The organism is Xanthomarina arctica (assembly GCF_014638915.1).
Classification (GTDB): domain Bacteria; phylum Bacteroidota; class Bacteroidia; order Flavobacteriales; family Flavobacteriaceae; genus Xanthomarina; species Xanthomarina arctica.
Map to the genome: position 1 here is coordinate 773,333 of NZ_BMFQ01000003.1, position 18,695 is coordinate 792,027.

Genomic DNA, 18,695 nt, shown 5'->3' on the forward strand with positions numbered 1-18,695 from the left:
ATGGCAACACATATCTAATTTTCTTTTAATACACATCTACCTAGGTTGGTGTTTAAACTATGTTTAGACTCTTTTTATTATGAGATTCCTGCTTCCGCAGGAATTAGTTATATTTTTCTATTGATATCAAATTGTTCAAAATAATCTGCTACGCGACGCACAAAACTTCCACCTAAAAAACCATCAACCACTCTATGGTCAAAGGATAAGGATAGATACATCATACTTCGAATGGCTATTTCATCGCCTTTTTCAGTTTCAATAACTTCTGGGCGTTTTTTAATAATTCCTAAAGCTAGAATAGCTACTTCTGGCTGATTGATAATTGGAGTTCCCATGACACTTCCAAAGGTTCCTACGTTGGAAATGGTGAACGTACTTCCTTTAATATCTTCTCCTCCTAACTTATTTTCTCTAGCTTTTACGGCGAGAGCATTCACATTATTAGCTATTTCTTCCAAACTTTTAGTATCTGCATTTTTAACTACAGGCACAATTAAATTCCCACTTGGCAAGGCGGTTGCCATGCCGATATTGATATCTTCTTTTACAATAATATTCGTCCCATCTACCGAAGCGTTTATATTTGGAAAGTCTTTAACTGCTTTTGCCACAGCTTCCACAAATAGTGGTGTGAATGTTAAACGCTCTCCGTGCTTTTCTTGAAAGGCTACTTTATTGGCATTTCTCCACTGAACCATATTTGTCATATCTGCTTCAACATAAGCGGTAACGTGGGGTGATGTGTGCTTAGAATACACCATGCGGTCTGCAATCATCTGGCGCATTCTGTCCATCTCAATGATTTTCCCTTTGCCCTTATCAAATTGTAATTGCGGAATACGATAGGCTGTTGGATCTTTCTCGGCTACTGGTTGCGCGAATTTAAAAGGCCTACCTTCTTCTATATAATTAAAAATATCGCTTTTTCTTAATCTGCCCTCCATTCCTGTTGCAGGAATTCTAGCCAATTCTTCAAAACTGATATGCTGTTCTTTGGCTATTTTTATGATTAATGGGGAAAAGAAGGTGTTTGAATTTGTTGTTAAAAATGAAGTTGAACGAGATTCCTCGACTGCTCTCGGAATGACAATTCGCTTCTTTTTTAGTTCATTTTGGATTTTATGAGATTCTTCTCTATCGCTCTGAATGACATTCTCCTTTTTTGAAGATTTTGCCTCTTCTGAAACTTCAAGAATAGCCATGACTGCTCCAACAGGAACAACATCTTTTGCATGAAACAAGGTTTTTACTAAGATTCCAGAAGCTGGAGCAGGAACTTCATTATCTACTTTATCGGTAGCAACTTCAAGGATGATATCGCCTTCTTCGAAGCTATCTCCTTCAGCAATTAACCAATTGATTATGGTACCTTCTGTAATACTTTCGCCCATTTTAGGCATCTTCAGCTCCCACGAAAGTGGAAATCTCTTATCTTCACTCATTTCTTAATTTATTAACTAAATTTAGATCTTTATTTAAACCTACAAGGTTTTAGAAACCTTGCAGATTGACATTCTTATTATTTCATGAAATCACGAAGTGTTTTATAAACATCTTCCTGGATTTTCATATTATCTGGAACTTCTCTCAGAGGTTCTACTTCTTTTAAACTTTCATGACAATCGGCTGGTAATTGTTGATATAATTGCGTTCCTTTCGTTTTCCATGCAATCATCTCATCACTTACTTCTTTAATGACTTTTGCTGGATTACCGACTACCAAACTGCGTTTCGGAATTTTGGTTTCAGCTTTAACAAATGCCATGGCTCCAACAATACTTTCGTCCCCAATTTCGGCATCGTCCATGATGACTGAATTCATTCCTATCAAACAATTTCTGCCCAGATTAGCACCATGAATAATGGCTCCATGACCTACATGAGCACTTTCTTTTAATGTAATAGATTTTCCAGGAAACATATGAACGGTACAGTTTTCTTGTACGTTGACGCCATCTTCCAAAATAATTTGTCCCCAATCTCCTCGAATAGCCGCCCCTGGACCTATGTAACAATTTTTGCCAATAATGACGTTTCCTGTTACAGCAGCGAGAGGATGCACGAAACTACTTTCGTGAACGACTGGTGTGTATCCTTTAAAACTGTAAATCATAGAAAATAGTTTTTAGATCGTAGTAGGTAGAGGGTGAACTCCGTCTATTTTTATCAATTGCTTCATTAATTCAAGTTATTTGTTTTTATTTTTTAAGTGTTTCATTAAAGCTGACAACATTTTATTAATTTCAACAAGTAGAGCTCGATTATTTTCGCTCTGATCAAAAGTTATATAGTGTCGTAAATGCGCTTTTGTTGTTGCCGCTACACATTCACGAGAACTATCTTTGGCAATCCTCAAATAGTTCAAAAAACTAGCATCAGAACTACCAGAACCTTCAGCTATATTAAATGCAATGGAATCTGCTGCACGAGCAAATTGAGCTGACAACCTATAATCTTCAATTTTAGGAAAATCTTTAAGTTGTATATGAACCAACTCGCCATATTCTATAGCTTTTTGATACACTATCAACTCTTCAAAATTAAAATGATACTTACTTTTCATTTGAAATTTAAATTTAAACTTTCCAATAAATCTTTACTACCGACTACCAACTAACTCCTAATCACTTAAACCCTTTTAGTTTTTCTTTGGTAAACTCTGAAAGCACCAATCGGCCACTTATTGCCGCTCTTTCTGCTAATAAATTATCCCAGTCTTCAGTCCCTTCCCAGAAAATGGTTTTCATTTCCTTCATAGCCTCAAGATTGTATGTACATAAATTCTCAGCAAATTCTTTTACGGCTTCATCTAAAGCGTCCGTTGTTTCAAAAACTTGCGTAAACAAGCCTTTTTGTTTTGCCCATTCTGCAGAATAAAAAGTATCTGCATCTATGGCAATTTGCGACATTCCTGATAAACCAATTTTACGAACTATAGCTGGACCAACTACAAAAGGTCCAATCCCAACATTTAATTCGCTTAATTTTATAGATGCAAATTTAGTAGCCATACAATAATCTGTAGAGGCAGCTAAACCTACTCCTCCACCAACTGTTTTACCTTGAATACGACCAATTATAAATTTTGGACATTTACGCATGGCATTGATAACATTGGCAAAACCTGAAAAGAAAATCTTTCCAGTAGCTTCGTCGTTGATATTTATAAGTTCTTTAAAACTGGCACCAGCACAAAATGTTCTGTCATTTCCACTTTTTAAAACAAGTACTTTTATTTTATAATTATTTCCTACATCGGTAATTGTATTAGCCAGTTTTGCTAACAAATCTCCAGGTAAGGAATTATGAGCAGGATGAAAAAACTCAATATATCCTACTTCATTCTTTATATTTAATTTAACGTAAGGTTCGGTCATCACATTTATGTGTTCCCACGAAAGTGGGAATCTTTTTTTGGTTATTCACTTTAGTGAATATTCGTTAATCTCTAATTTTATAATTCTTCATACAAATCCTTCCAATCAGGATTTTGCTTTTCTATTAATTCTATTTTCCAATCTCTATTCCATTTCTTTATCTGCTTCTCCTTTAATTTAGCTTCGTCTCCCATTTCATAATATTCAAAATAAACCAACTTGTCTAAATTATACCTTGCTGAAAAAGTACTTGGATGAGCTTTCTTTTTATGTTGATAAATTCTTTTCTTTAATTGTCCAGTTTTACCAACATAAATTACACCTCTGGGTTTATTAGTTATTATGTAGACACAATGCTTCATTTTAATATTTGAGATTCCCACTTTCGTGGAAATTTCGAGCAGTTCAATTTGCTATAGCAAATTGAACTGCTCGAAATGATGATTCAGATGCTTTCTTTCCAATAAATAAGACTCATATTTATTCAATTCTCCAAAAACCATGTTCTTCATTATTGCATCTGGATGCTCTTTGAAAAATAATTTATAAGCTTCTCTAGCTTCTATTAATTTTTCTTTTGAAGTCTCAAAATCTGGATGCACTAAATCTTCCAACTCTTTCTTTTTATATGTTGGAAAAGATGTTCCCATTGGAAATTTATCATAACTATATAAAGAGTTATGTACTTTTTCTAATATTTTTTCTGGGGTTGCTATATCAAAATCCTGAATTTCTCCAGAACAAATCCTATAGGTATGTTCTAAATGTTCCAGTAGATGTTGAGGCGTTAAAATTCCCCATTTTGGTTTGGTATCCTTGTTTAATTTCGAAAGACATTCAGTAATTTTATCTTCTGTCATCTCAACAAACGTTTCTTGTTTCTTTTGAACCATCGTTAGAATGGTTGCAACCGCCACTAATTCATCTTCTGAATCAAAAACCTCAACAAACCATTTTACAATACCACTTGGATGCTCTGTTGAGACAACATCTCTATCTACTTTTTGCTTACATGTTAATCGTACATAAACGGTATCGTTATGATATAAAGGTCTTAGGAACCTGCATTCTTCTAACCCGTAATTTGCTGAAACCGGACCTTTATTCGGATAAACAAATAATCCAGCTGCTGCTGAAATAATGAAATACCCATGGGCTGTCCTTTGTTCGAAAATACTTCCGTCTAAAGAGGTAATATCTGTATGAGCATAAAAATGATCCCAAGTAAGATTGGCAAAATTTATAATGTCTGTATCTGTAAACGTACGTTTATGTGTTTTTAAAGACATCCCTGGTTGAATGTCTTCCCAATGATATTTAAATGGATGCTCTGGAGCTTCCTTATAGGCTGCATTTGGCTGATAAATACCTGTAATTTCTGTTAAGGTAGTTGGTGAACCTTGAATGGCAGTACGTTGCAAATAATGTTTAATACCACGCATTCCTCCCATTTCTTCTCCTCCACCAGCTCGACCTGGACCTCCATGTACCAAGCTAGGTAATGGCGAACCGTGACCAGTACTTTCTTTAGCCATATCGCGATTGATAACCAAAATTCGTCCATGATGAGTGGCCGCATTGATAACATATTCTTTGGCAATTTTATCATCGTTGGTTGCAATAGAAGAGACCAAAGATCCTTTTCCCATTTGGGCTAAAGTAATCGCTTCATCTAAATTTTTATAAGGCATGATGGTACTTACTGGACCGAAAGCTTCGGTTTCGTGAACGGCTAAATTTATAAACGGATTGTCTTCTCTAAGTAAAATAGGACTTAAAAAGGCACCTTTTTTAGCATCGGCTCCAATAGTTTCAATTTTATCTAAATCGCCATATACAATACTAGCTGTTTTAGCTAATTCTTGAACCCGATCTCTAACTTCGGTAACCTGATCTTTACTTACTAAAGCCCCCATTCTAACTTCTTTAAGTCGTGGGTCTCCAATAGTGATTTTATCCAAAGCTTTGCCTAAAGCTATTTGAACATCTTCAACACGATTCTGAGGTACAATAATTCTACGAATCGCGGTACATTTCTGACCACATTTTACGGTCATTTCATTTCTGACTTCTTTGATAAATAAATCAAATTCTGGAGTTCCAGGAAGAGCATCTTCACCTAAAACGGATGCGTTTAACGAATCGGCTTCCATATTAAAAGGAACAGATTCCTCAATGATGCGTTTATGAGATTTTAATAATCTTCCGGTTGTAGCGGAACCCGTAAAGGTCACAACATCCTGAGATTCTACAGTATCTAAAATAGTTCTTGCCGAACCTGTAATTAATTGCAAAGCACCTTCTGGTAAAATACCAGAAGCGATTATTTCACGCACAACCGCTTCTGTTAAAAACGACGTATTTGTTGCTGGTTTTACAATCGCTGGAACACCTGCCATCCAATTGGATGCACATTTTTCCAACATTCCCCAAACTGGGAAATTAAAAGCATTGATATGAATTGCTACGCCTCGTTTAGGCACCATGATATGATGAGCCATAAAGCGTCCGCCACGAGATAAATCGATTGCCTCACCTTCAACATGATAGGATTGGTTAGGAAATAATTTTCTTAAAGATGCATTGGCAAAAAGATTACCAAAACCTCCTTCAATATCTATCCAACTATCAATTTTAGTAGCTCCGGTTCTATAACTTAATTCGTAAAAAGCATCTTTTCTTTTTGTAAGATATAAGGCGAGACTTTTCAACATGTTACCACGTTCTTGGAAAGTCATTTTTCTTAAAACTTCACCTCCTTTAGTTCGTCCGTATTGTAGAATTTCGGCAAAATCCAAACCTTCAGTATCTGAAAGTGCTACAATTTCTCCGGTAATAGCATCGAACATAGGAACGCCTTCGCCTTTACCTTCCAACCATTGTCCTGTGACGTAATTTTGTATTTTTTTCATCGATAAATTTATTTATCGTTTCCGTAAAAACGGAAATCTAATTTATGTTTTCGAGACAAATCTGATAACAATGGGAATCCCTCGAAGTAACGTTTTAATTAATTTTATTCATACCTACAAGGTTTTTAAAACCTTGCAGGATTTATAATCTTCTATTTGTTTTGCAAAACTCTCTTCGTCTTTATAAGCAATTAAATTCCCTTCAGGGTCTTTAAATTTTGCTACTTTCCCCCAAGCATGTTCTTGATAATCTACTTTTATGTTTTGGTTTTTCAGTTTTTCAGAAATCGCTTTCACATCAGCTACATGAATTCGTAAACAGCTGTGATTTTTTATTTCTGAATGATTTTCTAAATAATCAGTTCTATCTTCCTTTTCAACCATGAGATATGTTCCGTGAAAATCAAAACAGGTTAAATCTTCCTTCTGAAACAGAATAGAAAGGTTTAAAGTTTCAGCATAAAAAAGAACACATTCATGATATGCTTTGACGTATAAAATTAAACCTGTTCTTTTTACTTTCATATGAATGCCTGCGCAGGCAGGTATCTTATTGTTGGTTAATCCTTATTCTCTATTATAAAAAATAGACTTACCAATATAGTTCGTCCCTTTTATTATGAGATTCCTGCCTTCGAAGGAATTATACTCTTTCAATTATGGCAGCATAACCTTGCCCAACACCAATACACATGGTAATCAAAGCATAACGTTTATTTTGCTCTTGCAACTCTAAAGCCGCCGAGTGAGCTAATCTTGCTCCAGTAACTCCAAGAGGATGCCCGATGGCAATAGAACCTCCATTCGGATTTATTCTTGGATCGTTATCTGCCAAACCCCACGCTCTAGTACAAGCCAAGGCTTGTGCGGCAAAAGCTTCGTTTAATTCAATAATATCCATATCTGCCATTGTCAAACCAGCTTTTTTCAAGGCTTTGTTTGAAGCTTCTACTGGACCTATTCCCATAATTCTAGGTTCAACACCTACTACGGCAGAACTTACGATTCTTGCCAAGGGTTTTAAATTATATTTTTTAACAGCATCTTCTGAAGCGATGATTGTAGCTGCTGCGCCATCATTCAATCCAGATGAATTTCCAGCGGTAACACTTCCTCCTTCGGCTTTAAAAGCACCTCTTAATTTTCCTAATACTTCTAATGAGGTGTTTGGTTTTACAAACTCATCTTTAGAGAATTTTATTGGATCTTTCTTTCGTTGAGGAATTTCTACTGTAACAATTTCTTTTGCCAAACGACCATTTTCTTGTGCTTTAGTAGCTTTCATTTGACTCCAAAAAGCAAACTTATCCTGATCTTCTCGAGAGATATTATATTTTTCAACGAGATTTTCAGCTGTATTTCCCATCCCATCAGTTCCGTACATTTTTTGCATTCTTGGATTGATAAAACGCCATCCAAAACTTGAATCGTACATTTTGGCATCTGTTCCGAAGCCAGTCGATGGCTTTGCAATTACGTATGGCCCACGGGTCATATTTTCAACGCCACCAGCAATGAATATATCGCCATCTCCAGCTTTAATAGCTCTATTTGCCTGAACAATTGCAGACAATCCTGAACTACAGAGTCTGTTTACGGTTTCTCCCGGAACGGTTACAGGTAAACCTGCCAAAAGTAATGCCATTCTTGCAACATTCCGATTATCTTCTCCGGCTTGATTAGCGCAACCTATAATAACATCGTCGTATGCTTCTTTAGGAATATTTGGGTTTCGCTTTACTATTTCTTCAATTACCAGAGCCGCTAAATCGTCTGTTCTTACAGCAGATAACGTACCTTGATAACTTCCTATTGGTGTTCTAATACCATCTATAATATATGCTTCCATGTTTAAAATTGAAATTGAAATTGAAGTCGTAAATTGAAACTTCTTTTCAAATTAATGTTTTTATTTATACTTCGAATACGAAGTTTTTTGTTTCTAATTTTATCCTTTTAAGATTTTTAAAATCATATAAAAAAAAGAATTAATTCAGAAGTGCCGAAAATGTATCTCCTTGTCTCATATCGCCTGTTTTATAACCTTTCATGAACCACTCCATACGTTGTTCGGAAGTTCCATGTGTAAAAGAATCAGGTTGCACATCTCCTTGCACTCTTCTTTGAATAGCATCGTCTCCAACTGCATTTGCAGCGCTTAAAGCTTCTTCAATATCTCCTACTTCTAAATAATCTTGATTATGATGCGCCCAAACTCCTGCATAAAAATCTGCTTGTAGTTCTTGAGCAACGGAGAGTTTATTCCCTTCCACTTTATTAGTTTGTTGTTGCAATTGTCTTACTTTTTGCGATGTTCCCATTAATGTTTGTATGTGATGACCAATCTCGTGAGCAGTAACGTAGGCAATAGCAAAATCGCCTCCTTGAGCTCCGAAACGTGTTTTTAATTCATCGAAAAAAGTCAAATCCATATATAATTTTTGGTCTGCAGGACAATAAAAAGGCCCTGAAGCTGCAGTTGCATTTCCACACCCACTACTTACTGCATCCGAAAATAAAACCATGGTAGGCTCCTTATAATTCCCTAAACCATTCTCCATAAAAACCTGGTTCCAAACATCTTCAGTATCTGCTAAAACCGTGGCAACAAAACTTCCAACTTCTTTTTCTTGAGCAGTAAGATCTCTTTGTTCTACTTGTTGTGAAGATTGACCTTGATTTATCTGTTCGATTATTGGCGCAATTTGCTGTCCTGTTTCGCCTCCAAAAAGTTGTAATAAAATTACAATTACGGCTATAACTCCACCTCCAGCTGCTAGTTTGCCTTTTGATCCCATTCCTCTGCGATCGTCCATATTGCTACTTTGTCTTCGACCTTGCCATTTCATAACATTAAATTTTTTATTAAATTATATGGAAACCTCTATTTATAACTCCCAATCTTTACTTGTTCTGTATACAACGCCTTTAAAAAGCGCAACAAGTTCTTCTCCTCTTTTAACTTCAATGATATTAAAGCCTAATTTATTTTTTACATTTTCGATAACTGATTCTGCAACAATATAATCTCCTTCATTTAAAGCTTCCATATGATTGATACTCGTTTCTATAGAAACGGCATATTTTCCATGCGTGTTGGCGGCAAATCCGAATGCCGTATCTGCTAACGAATAACTAATACCTCCATGAGCTTTGTTCATACTGTTTAGCATGTCTTTTCTAATGGTCATACCAACTTTGCAACGCCCGATTTCGCTTTCGATAATCTCGATACCAAGCCATTGGCTGTAGGCATCTTGGGATAGCATCTTTACAGGTATGAGGTGTGAGGCAATAGGTTTCATCCGTTATTTAAAATTAATTATTTATTCTTTTAAAAATTATAGCACGTAAAGTTGTTATCATTTTTGATAATTCAGTAATTAATCTTCTGTTTTCTTCGTCTTCTTCAATCGTTATATAATTTCTTATCCAAGCTTTTGAACTACAAGCAATACATTCATGAGTACTAAACCAAGCATTACCTAGATAATTATGAAACTGTTTATCGGAACCACTTGAACCTTCTGCAATATTTAATGCAATAGAATCTGCTGCCCTTTTAAATTGTGATGTCAACTCAAACCTTTCATCCTTTGGGAATTTTTTTGACTGCATATTAACAACTTCTCCGAATTCCATAGCCATCGAATAAATCGTTAATTCCTCAAATTTAAAATGATACTTTGACTTCCTCATACCTCAAACCTCATTCCTTTTTTATTCATTTTACGTAATAACGGACTACAACGATATCTATCTTCGTGATACTCATTATATAAATCATCCATTTTCTTAACACACCAATCGATACCTTTTTCGTCTGCCCAAGCTAATAATCCTTTTGGATAATTAACACCTTTAGTCATGGCATTGTCGATATCTTCAGCGGATGCGATATTTAAGAACAGAGCATCTGCAGCTTCATTGATTAGCATCACTAGTATTCTCTCGTATATTTGTTGTGCTAATTCTTTCTTTTGAGATTCTTCGCTATCGCTCTGAATGACAGCATCGCTCTGAATGACACGTCCATTTTCATCATAATTATAATAACCTTTCCCAGATTTTCTTCCTAAATATCCAGCTTCCGAAAATCGTTTTTGTGTGAATGCTGGCTTATATCTTGGATCGAAATAAAATGCTGTAAATACGGTTTCAGTTACAGTATAATTTACATCGTTCCCAATAAAATCCATTAGTTCGAAGGGTCCCATTCTAAAACCTCCAAGGGTTTTTAAGCTCCAATCTATAGTTGCAAAATCTGCTAGTCCTTCTTCATAAATACGTAATGCTTCGCCATAAAAAGGTCTTGCCACTCTGTTAACAATAAAACCGGGTGTATCCTTTGCCACAGCGACTACTTTTTTCCAATCTGAAATAATTTGAATCGATTTGTCAAGTACTTCTTTTGAAGTTTGAATGGCAGGAATAACCTCAACCAACTTCATTAAAGGTGCTGGATTGAAAAAATGAATTCCAACACAGCGTTCTGGTTTTTGTAATGAGGCTGCAATGGAAGCTATAGATAAACTAGACGTATTAGATGCAATAATGCAATCTGATGACACATAAGTTTCTAATTCTGAAAATACTTTTTTCTTAATCTCCAGATTTTCGATAATCGCTTCAATGGTCAGATTAGAATCTGAAAGCTCTTTTATAGTATTAACATATGAAATATTGCTTTGAATTCGTGATTTTTCAGAGTTATCAATTCGTCCTTTTTCAACTAATCTCGCCAATATCTTTTCTAAAGCTACTTTTGCTTTATCTAAAGCTGCTAAATTGGTATCGAATAATTTTACTTTACAACCAGAAGTCGCTGCAACTTGCGCGATACCGCTTCCCATGGTTCCACAACCGATAATTCCTATATTCATAAATTCCGTGTTTCTTTTATTTAAACCTACAAGGTTTTAAAAACCTTGCAGGTTATGAATCGTTAATTATCTTCCTTTGAAATTTGGTTTTCGTTTTTCAATAAATGCTGCAACTCCTTCGGCATAATCCTCACTTTGAGCGGCTTCTATTTGTAATTTAGATTCTAATGCAAGTTGAGATTCTAAATCATTCGTCATGGACTGATTAAATAATTCTTTAATTAGGCCAAGCGCTTTAGTTGGCATATTGGCTAATTTTAAAGCAAGATTATTAACATCTTCTTCAAAATTTTCTAGTGGAATCATTTTGTAAATCATTCCCATTTTTTCGGCTTCTTCAGCTGAAATTTTATCACCCAACATAGCTAATGCTAAGGCCTTTTGAAAACCAATCAATCTCGGTAAAAAGAAGGTTCCAGCACTATCCGGCACCAAACCTATTAAACTAAAGGCTTGAATAAAACTCACTTTTTCATGGGCAACAACAATATCGCATGCTAGAGCAATGTTTGCCCCTGCTCCTGCCGCAACACCATTTACAGCTCCAATAATTGGTTTTTTTATGGCACGCAATCTGGTTATGATTGGATTGTAATGTTCTTCTAATATTTTTTTGAATCCTGGATTTAATTCTGGATCTGTAACTTCTTTTAAGTCTTGACCGGCACAAAATGCTTTTCCATTTCCAGTTAGTACGATGGCTCTAACATCCTCATTTTTCTCACAAGCATCTAAAGTATCATGAAGTAAAAATGCCATTTCCCGATTAAAACTATTAAACACTTCTGGTCTGTTTAGAGTTATATAGGCTACTTTATTCTCAATTTTTAATAGAATTGAATTATTACTCATATCTTATTTTATCTTAATTTATTAATTGTCATTCAGAAGTAAGAACGTATCAACCTTTTCAGCCGATTCTTCACTTCGTTTTGAATGACATCTAGAATGACATCTACTTCAAGCACTTAAAATAATCAAAAGGTTCTTGGCAATCATCACACTGAAATTGTGCTTTACATGCTGTTGAACCAAACTGACTAACTAATCTGGTGTTTGTCGATCCACATTGTGGGCATTTTACAAGGCGTTTTCCGTGAAGCAACACGTCTATATCTGCTTCAGCATTTAAAGGAGCCGCAATCCCGTAATCTTCCAAAGCTTTTCTGCCTCTTGGAGTAATCCAATCTGTAGTCCACGCAGGTGATAAAATTAATTCGACCTCACTATCATATCCCGCTTCTTTTAAAGCGGCTTTAATATCGTCTCCAATAACATCCATAGCCGGACAACCACTGTATGTTGGAGTAATTTGAACTTTTACTATGTTGTTTTCAATAACAGCCGTACGCACAACTCCCATATCCATAATAGATAAAACTGGGATTTCAGGATCTGAAACTTGTTCCAAAATTGGAATTAATTCATTAGCTATATGTTGTTTTTCTGTAACCATTTTGAGATGCTTCGACAAGCTTAGCATGACATATTGTTTATTATTTATTAGATTCCTGCGTGCGCAGGAATTTAGTTACCATTCCATATTAGGATAGGCACGTTGCATATATTGTAACTCGGCCAACAAAAAACCCATATGTTCTGTATGAATACCTTGTTTTCCTCCTTTTTGAAAATATTTTGATTCAGGCACTTTTAGAGTAGCTTCCTCTAAAATATCGCTTACTTTTTGGTAATACGCGCTTTTAAGTTTCGTAATATCAACTCCAATTCCTTCAGTTACCATCGCTTTATCAGCATCTGTTTGATGAAATAATTCGTCTGTGTAAGTCCATAAATCATCAATGGCTGTTTGCATTTTTAGATGACTTTCTTCTGTTCCATCTCCTAGTCTTTTAATCCAATCGGAAGAAAAACGTTGATGATAACTTACTTCTTTTATAGATTTTATAGCGATTGCAGACAAAGTAAAATCGGTGCTTTTTTGCAATTCATTTAAAAACATGAAATGATAAACATCGAACAAAAACTGACGTCCCATGCAATAAGCAAAATCGGTATTAGGCTGTTCAACTAACAAAACATTTAAATAGTCACGTTCTTTACGAAGCATGGCAATATCATCTTCTGATCTGCCATCTCCAGCAATTTTCGCGGCATATTGATAATAACTTCTAACTTGCCCTAATAAATCAAGTGATAAGTTGGTGCAAGCTATATCTGTTTCTAGGCTTGGTCCATGTCCACAAAGTTCTCCTAGACGTTGACCTAGGATAAGGGAGTTATCTGCTATTCCTAGAATGTATTTGTATAAATTATCGTTTTTCATAAAATGAACTTAAAATTGAATTTGAACTTGAAATCGAAATTAACACTCGTTTTGAAATTCTCTATTCTTACTTAATATTTTTTATTCGTGTTACCATTATTCTTATTAGTTGATCATTTTCGTCTTTTAACTTTGAAAGATTATCCTCTGAAAATAAATTAGCTTTAGATTGAATATTCAAGTTCCTTTGACTTTCTCTCAATTCCTTTAATGAAATTCGCAACTTATTAATTTTGTCTTTATCTGTACCAGCACCCAACGCTTCTCCATAGTTTAATGCAGAAGAGCAAGATGATCTTATTAATTGTTTTGCTAAATACTCTCCCGCATAAGAAAGTGGCTTATTGTTATATAACACAATTACTGAAGCGGCAAAATCTTCTAAACGTTCTGATAAATCAAATTTATTCTCATTCATGTTTCAATTTCAACTTCAGTTTCAATTTCTCTGTTACATATATTTTACTTCATCAGGCAATTCGTAAAAGGTTGGATGACGATACACTTTATCTTGAGCAGGCTCAAACATTTCGCCATTGTGTTCTGGATTTGATGCTGTAATATTTTTAGATTCTACAACCCAAATGCTAACACCTTCATTTCTTCTAGTATATACATCTCGAGCATTTTCAAGTGCCATTTCGGCATCTGCCGCATGAAGACTTCCAAAATGACGATGTTCTAATCCGTTTTTACTTCTTACGAAGACCTCCCAAAGTGGCCAGTTTTTTGTTGCCATAATTTTCTTATTAAATTGAAATCGAACTTGAAGTTGAACCTTTTTCGATTTCAACTTCAAGTTCAAGTTCTTTTATACTGCTTGTTTTTCTTTTCTTTCTTGTTGCTTTTCTGCATGAGCCATTGCCGCATCACGAACCCATTCGCCACGTTCCCAAGCACCAACTCGCGCTTTCATACGCTCTTTATTACATGGACCATGACCTTTAACGACTTGCCAAAATTCTTCCCAGTCGATTTCTCCAAAATCGTAACTTCCCCTTTCTTCATTCCATTTTAAATCCGGATCTGGAATAGTCAATCCTATTAACTCTGCTTGTGGCACGGTTTGATCTATAAATTGCTGACGTAAATCATCATTAGATTTTCGTTTTAATTTCCATTTCATAGATTGTTCTGTATGAATAGATTCTGCATCTGTTGGTCCAAGCATCATTAAGCTTGGCCACCACCAACGGTTTAAAGCGTCTTGCGCCATCTCCTTTTGTTCTGGGGTTCCATTGGTTAACTTAATCATGATTTCATAACCTTGACGTTGATGAAAACTTTCCTCTTTACAAACACGAACCATAGCTCTTGCATAAGGTCCATAAGAAGTGTTACATAACGGCACTTGATTAATAATTGCTGCACCATCAACCAACCAACCTACAGCTCCCATGTCTGCCCAAGTAACTGTTGGATAGTTAAAAATACTGGAATATTTTGCTTTTCCAGAATGCAATTGTTCGTACAATTCGTCTCTAGAAATCCCTAAGGTTTCGCAAGCAGAATATAAATACAAACCATGTCCTGCTTCGTCTTGAACTTTTGCCAACAACGCAACTTTACGTCTTAAAGAAGGTGCTCTGGTAATCCAGTTTCCTTCAGGAAGCATTCCTACAATTTCGGAATGTGCATGTTGAGACATTTGCCTAATATGAGTTTTTCGGTATTTCTCTGGCATCCAGTCTTTAGCTTCAATTTTTTCGTCACGTACAATACGTGCTTCAAATTGTTCTTCTAGGCTTCGACTACGCTCGGCCTCCAAATTTATTTGTTCTTCACTCATAATTTATAAGCTTTTAGCTTTTGACTTATCGCCATTAGCAAGTGACATTTATTTTATTTAATTCAATCTGCGTTAAGGATTGAGGCTCTGTTGGAGCTCCTTGCAAAGAGCGACTGCCGAAAGCCTGACCCTTTTTAGGGTAACGCTATAATCATTAATTCAAATTATGAATATTTTATAATTCATAAGATTCCTGCCTTCGCAGGAATGTTAAACATCAAAATTAACAACTACCTTTTCGCTAGTTGGTACGGCTTGACAACTTAATACATAGTTTTGCGCTACTTCTTTTTCTTCTAGCGCATAATTTACTTTCATTTTTACAGATCCTTCTACTACCTGACATTTACATGTACTGCAAACGCCTCCTTTGCAAGCAAAAGGCAAATCGGCTCCAGCAGCAAGTGCTCCATCAAGGATGTTATCGAAATCGTCGTCCATTATAAAATGAAATTCCTTTCCTCCATCAATTATGGTTACTTGTGTGCCATCTGCTTTTTCTTCTAAAATTTCAGCAATATGTTTATTTTCTTCTTCGGAACTTCCAGAGAAAAACAATTCGTAATGTATTTTATCTTTAGATAAACCGGCTTTCTGCAATTCATCACGAATTAGGAAAATCATGTCTTGAGGTCCACAAATAAATGCATGGTCCGTGTCTGGAATATCTATGAAGGTTTTTGTTAAAATTCCTAATTTTTCTTCGTCGAAACGACCATTTAAGAATGGAATATCTCGTTGTTCTTTTGTTAAAAAATAAAACACCTGAAACCTTTCAAAAAATTGATTTTTCAGCTGTTCGATCTCTTCTTTAAAGATAATTGATTTTACTGTGCGATTCAAATAAAACAGTTTGAAAGTACTGTTTGGCTCTTGAAGCAAATGGGTTTTTATAATAGATAAAGTTGGCGTTATACCACTTCCTGCAGCAAAAGCAATATAATTTTTTGAAGATTCTGGCTCACAATCCACAAAAAATTCTCCGTGAGGAGCCATGACTTGAAGTTCATCTCCCTTTTTTAATTCGTTAAAGGCATAATTAGAAAAAACTCCTTGACGAATGGTTTTTACAGCTACTTTCCATTGATTATCCAACGGACTTGAACATAAAGAATAACTTCTTCGGATGTCTTGACCATTAATTTCTTTGCGCAGCGTAAGATGTTGCCCTTGTTTAAACTGAAATTGAGCCTTCAGATTATCAGGCACATCGAAAGATATTACTACAGTGTCTTTAGTTTCTTTATATATATCTGCAACCTTTAATTTAAAAAAATCTGCCATGAATTGTTTTAATATAATTAACTAACACTTGTTAGTTAGGATTACAAATTTACAAAATAAATTCTTAACTATTTGTTAATTCCGTTTATGAGAACCTTACTTAGCTCTGAACTTATCTTTTGTAATTCCAAATCTTCTTTGGAAGGTATCCACATATATAAGGAACGCAAGGTGGACAGCATGGAAAAGAGCATTACTTCCATATTGTTATTAGCTATCTCTTTATTTAAAATTCCAGACTTTAGAATACTTCTAAAGTCGTTTTCATAATTAACACGTAACTCTAAATAGTAATCAAGTTGCTCTTCCAAATGCATCCAATCACTATTTAAGGATGCCATTCCATCTGGATTTCTGCTTGTTATGTTTACATGAAGAGCAACAATATTTTCTAACTTATTGAGTGTATTGGTTTCAGATTGTTTAATTAAAAACATTTCCTCAGTAAATTCCTCTGCTAAAGAAATAATAATGTCCTTAAGAATTTCTTGTTTGGAACTTATGTGATTATATAAACTTGCCGCCTTCATTCCCATGGCAGTTGCAATGTCTCTCATGGTTACAGCACTATATCCTTTTTCCTTAAAAAGTTTAGCCGCCGTTGTTATAATTTCTTCCTTACGTGTAATTTCTTTCATAATATTGGATGAAGATACTCAAAAAATCAAGGTGTAACTCTTGTTACATTCAATTTCAAAAAAAACCAGGTACTTTGTAAAAAAATAAAATTATGGGATTATTAGATTTTCTAACAGGTAATAAAGGTGATAAAATAAAAGATTTTCAATCTAGAAAAGCTATTATAATAGATGTAAGATCGAAAGAGGAATTTGCTCAAGGAGCTATTGCTGGGGCCAAAAACATTCCTTTACAAATATTAAACAGTAAAATTAACGAAATTAAGAAGCTTAACAAACCCGTAATTGCCTGTTGTGCTAGTGGAATGCGTTCTGCAAGTGCTACATCTTTACTAAATAAAAATGGCATAGAGACTATAAATGGTGGAGGTTGGAATAGTTTGAGCAAAAAACTATAAGTCTCTCCTAGTTACAGCCCTATATGTTTCCCTTAAAAGCTTGGTTACTGTTTTTGTAATTTCTGCTATATGTGATTCTTATTTCAACTGAAGTTTCTATTTAATTGTTGTAAATTTATATCAAAAGAAAAACTATGGGATTTTTAGATTTTATTTTTGGCGCAAAAAAAAGACAGGTACAGGAATATTTAGATAGAGGCGCAGTCATTTTGGATGTAAGATCTCAACGCGAATGGGATAATGGGCATATTGAAAACGCAAAACATATTCCATTAGATGATTTACAAAATCATGTTAGTGAATTAAAACAAATGAATAAATCGTTTATAGTTTGTTGTGAAAGTGGCGTTAGAAGCTCTGAAGCAGCCGAATATTTAAGTCTCCACAATATAGATGCGACTAATGGTGGAGGTTGGATAAATTTGAAAAAAAAATTATAGTTTTAAACCTTGAAATTCTTGGATGTTGTTAATAGGAGTTTGATTGTATTGCAAGGTCCAACCTAAAGAATTTGTGAGAATATAGAATTTAGATAATTCGCTAATTAATCTATTTTTAGCATTGGTTTTTATTTCTGAAGCTTCTACTTTTTTCATCAATGCTTCTTTGACCGTTTCCTTAATATTATTATAGTCACTTGCTTCAAACGGATTTAAGAAATCGGCTTGCACATCGTAATATTCAAAATCCGGACTTATTTTTATTTCTTCTTCGGGAATGTATAAAATGATAAGTGTTTTTGATTCTTCATCTAGTTCAAATTCTATTTTACTTAAATCGTATGCAATGAAAACATCGGCATTAACAACAACTAATGCTTTTTTCTCTGAGGTAATATAGTCTCCTAAAATCTCTTTAGAATTCTTATAATTAAAAACTTCACTAAAATGACCTTCGGTAACAATTAGCTTTCCTACATTCTTAATTTGCTCTTGAATTAAGGCAGAACTTTCTTTAAGAATCGTTTCATCTTCTTGCTTATCTCCACAATATTTGAAGGTAAAAAGTACAATTAAAGTTATAATAACACCGAATAAGATTTTTCTCATATTTCTAATTTAGAAAAAACATTAGCTTTCTTAATTTAATTAAGCAAACTAATGTCTTTTAAAAGTATGTTTATA

The 18,695-nt window shown here is 34.7% G+C and carries 23 protein-coding genes; 2 read left to right on the forward strand and 21 right to left on the reverse strand.

The window, feature by feature from the left end; genetic code table 11:
• Positions 1 to 107: 107 nt before the first annotated feature.
• From IEV77_RS14625 to IEV77_RS14720, 20 genes are all read right to left on the reverse strand, one after another.
• Complete coding sequence (locus IEV77_RS14625; protein ID WP_188466100.1) at positions 108 to 1,445, reverse strand: dihydrolipoamide acetyltransferase family protein; 1,338 nt, start codon at positions 1,443 to 1,445, stop codon at positions 108 to 110.
• A gap of 77 nt (positions 1,446 to 1,522) precedes the next feature.
• Positions 1,523 to 2,116, reverse strand: coding sequence for an acyltransferase (locus IEV77_RS14630; protein WP_188466102.1), 594 nt, complete (start codon positions 2,114 to 2,116; stop codon positions 1,523 to 1,525).
• A 75-nt stretch (positions 2,117 to 2,191) separates the two neighbouring features.
• A complete protein-coding gene (locus IEV77_RS14635) occupies positions 2,192 to 2,566 on the reverse strand; it encodes a four helix bundle protein (RefSeq protein ID WP_188466104.1) in 375 nt (124 codons plus the stop codon).
• 61 nt (positions 2,567 to 2,627) lie between these two features.
• Positions 2,628 to 3,380, reverse strand: coding sequence for an enoyl-CoA hydratase/isomerase family protein (locus IEV77_RS14640; RefSeq protein WP_188466106.1), 753 nt, complete (start codon positions 3,378 to 3,380; stop codon positions 2,628 to 2,630).
• A gap of 77 nt (positions 3,381 to 3,457) precedes the next feature.
• On the reverse strand, positions 3,458 to 3,742 hold the full coding sequence (locus tag IEV77_RS14645; protein ID WP_188466108.1) for a GIY-YIG nuclease family protein: 285 nt from the start codon (positions 3,740 to 3,742) through the stop codon (positions 3,458 to 3,460).
• Positions 3,743 to 3,793: 51 nt separating this feature from the next.
• Positions 3,794 to 6,292 carry a phenylacetic acid degradation bifunctional protein PaaZ gene (gene paaZ / locus IEV77_RS14650; RefSeq protein WP_188466110.1) on the reverse strand — a complete coding sequence of 833 codons (2,499 nt, stop codon included), beginning with the start codon at positions 6,290 to 6,292 and terminating at the stop codon, positions 3,794 to 3,796.
• Between the two features lie 114 nt (positions 6,293 to 6,406).
• Positions 6,407 to 6,817, reverse strand: coding sequence for a VOC family protein (locus IEV77_RS14655; RefSeq protein WP_188466112.1), 411 nt, complete (start codon positions 6,815 to 6,817; stop codon positions 6,407 to 6,409).
• Positions 6,818 to 6,935: 118 nt separating this feature from the next.
• Positions 6,936 to 8,141, reverse strand: coding sequence for a 3-oxoadipyl-CoA thiolase (gene pcaF, locus IEV77_RS14660; protein WP_188466114.1), 1,206 nt, complete (start codon positions 8,139 to 8,141; stop codon positions 6,936 to 6,938).
• A gap of 139 nt (positions 8,142 to 8,280) precedes the next feature.
• Positions 8,281 to 9,141, reverse strand: coding sequence for a KPN_02809 family neutral zinc metallopeptidase (ypfJ, locus tag IEV77_RS14665; RefSeq protein ID WP_188466115.1), 861 nt, complete (start codon positions 9,139 to 9,141; stop codon positions 8,281 to 8,283).
• A 39-nt stretch (positions 9,142 to 9,180) separates the two neighbouring features.
• A complete protein-coding gene (locus IEV77_RS14670; protein ID WP_188466117.1) occupies positions 9,181 to 9,597 on the reverse strand; it encodes a hotdog fold thioesterase in 417 nt (138 codons plus the stop codon).
• A 13-nt stretch (positions 9,598 to 9,610) separates the two neighbouring features.
• Entirely contained in the window at positions 9,611 to 9,991 is a 381-nt protein-coding gene (locus IEV77_RS14675) for a four helix bundle protein (RefSeq protein ID WP_188466120.1), read from the reverse strand.
• Entirely contained in the window at positions 9,988 to 11,175 is a 1,188-nt protein-coding gene (locus IEV77_RS14680) for a 3-hydroxyacyl-CoA dehydrogenase NAD-binding domain-containing protein (protein WP_188466122.1), read from the reverse strand. The genes IEV77_RS14675 and IEV77_RS14680 overlap by 4 nt, the downstream gene beginning before the upstream one ends.
• 66 nt (positions 11,176 to 11,241) lie before the next feature.
• A complete protein-coding gene (locus tag IEV77_RS14685) occupies positions 11,242 to 12,027 on the reverse strand; it encodes an enoyl-CoA hydratase-related protein (protein WP_188466124.1) in 786 nt (261 codons plus the stop codon).
• 103 nt (positions 12,028 to 12,130) lie between these two features.
• Positions 12,131 to 12,631, reverse strand: coding sequence for a 1,2-phenylacetyl-CoA epoxidase subunit PaaD (gene paaD / locus IEV77_RS14690; RefSeq protein ID WP_188466126.1), 501 nt, complete (start codon positions 12,629 to 12,631; stop codon positions 12,131 to 12,133).
• 75 nt (positions 12,632 to 12,706) lie between these two features.
• The gene (paaC, locus tag IEV77_RS14695; RefSeq protein WP_188466127.1) at positions 12,707 to 13,462 is read right to left on the reverse strand and encodes a 1,2-phenylacetyl-CoA epoxidase subunit PaaC; all 756 of its coding nucleotides are present in this window, start codon (positions 13,460 to 13,462) and stop codon (positions 12,707 to 12,709) included.
• A gap of 67 nt (positions 13,463 to 13,529) precedes the next feature.
• Positions 13,530 to 13,880, reverse strand: a complete 351-nt coding sequence (locus IEV77_RS14700) for a four helix bundle protein (RefSeq protein ID WP_188466129.1) — start codon at positions 13,878 to 13,880, stop codon at positions 13,530 to 13,532.
• A 33-nt stretch (positions 13,881 to 13,913) separates the two neighbouring features.
• Positions 13,914 to 14,201, reverse strand: a complete 288-nt coding sequence (gene paaB, locus IEV77_RS14705) for a 1,2-phenylacetyl-CoA epoxidase subunit PaaB (RefSeq protein WP_188466131.1) — start codon at positions 14,199 to 14,201, stop codon at positions 13,914 to 13,916.
• A 72-nt stretch (positions 14,202 to 14,273) separates the two neighbouring features.
• On the reverse strand, positions 14,274 to 15,251 hold the full coding sequence (gene paaA / locus IEV77_RS14710) for a 1,2-phenylacetyl-CoA epoxidase subunit PaaA (protein WP_188466133.1): 978 nt from the start codon (positions 15,249 to 15,251) through the stop codon (positions 14,274 to 14,276).
• A gap of 210 nt (positions 15,252 to 15,461) precedes the next feature.
• A complete protein-coding gene (paaE, locus tag IEV77_RS14715) occupies positions 15,462 to 16,535 on the reverse strand; it encodes a 1,2-phenylacetyl-CoA epoxidase subunit PaaE (protein ID WP_188466135.1) in 1,074 nt (357 codons plus the stop codon).
• Between the two features lie 68 nt (positions 16,536 to 16,603).
• On the reverse strand, positions 16,604 to 17,173 hold the full coding sequence (locus IEV77_RS14720; protein ID WP_188466137.1) for a TetR/AcrR family transcriptional regulator: 570 nt from the start codon (positions 17,171 to 17,173) through the stop codon (positions 16,604 to 16,606).
• Between the two features lie 92 nt (positions 17,174 to 17,265).
• On the opposite strand from IEV77_RS14720, the gene IEV77_RS14725 reads away from it, so the two are divergent.
• Together IEV77_RS14725 and IEV77_RS14730 are read left to right on the forward strand one after the other, a co-directional pair.
• Positions 17,266 to 17,571 (forward strand): rhodanese-like domain-containing protein, encoded by a 306-nt coding sequence (locus IEV77_RS14725; protein ID WP_188466139.1) that lies wholly within the window; start codon positions 17,266 to 17,268, stop codon positions 17,569 to 17,571.
• Positions 17,572 to 17,705: 134 nt separating this feature from the next.
• Entirely contained in the window at positions 17,706 to 18,011 is a 306-nt protein-coding gene (locus tag IEV77_RS14730; RefSeq protein ID WP_188466141.1) for a rhodanese-like domain-containing protein, read from the forward strand.
• On the opposite strand, the gene IEV77_RS14735 is transcribed toward IEV77_RS14730, so the two are convergent.
• Positions 18,006 to 18,620 (reverse strand): DUF4230 domain-containing protein, encoded by a 615-nt coding sequence (locus tag IEV77_RS14735; protein ID WP_188466142.1) that lies wholly within the window; start codon positions 18,618 to 18,620, stop codon positions 18,006 to 18,008. The genes IEV77_RS14730 and IEV77_RS14735 overlap by 6 nt on opposite strands.
• Positions 18,621 to 18,695: the final 75 nt, after the last annotated feature.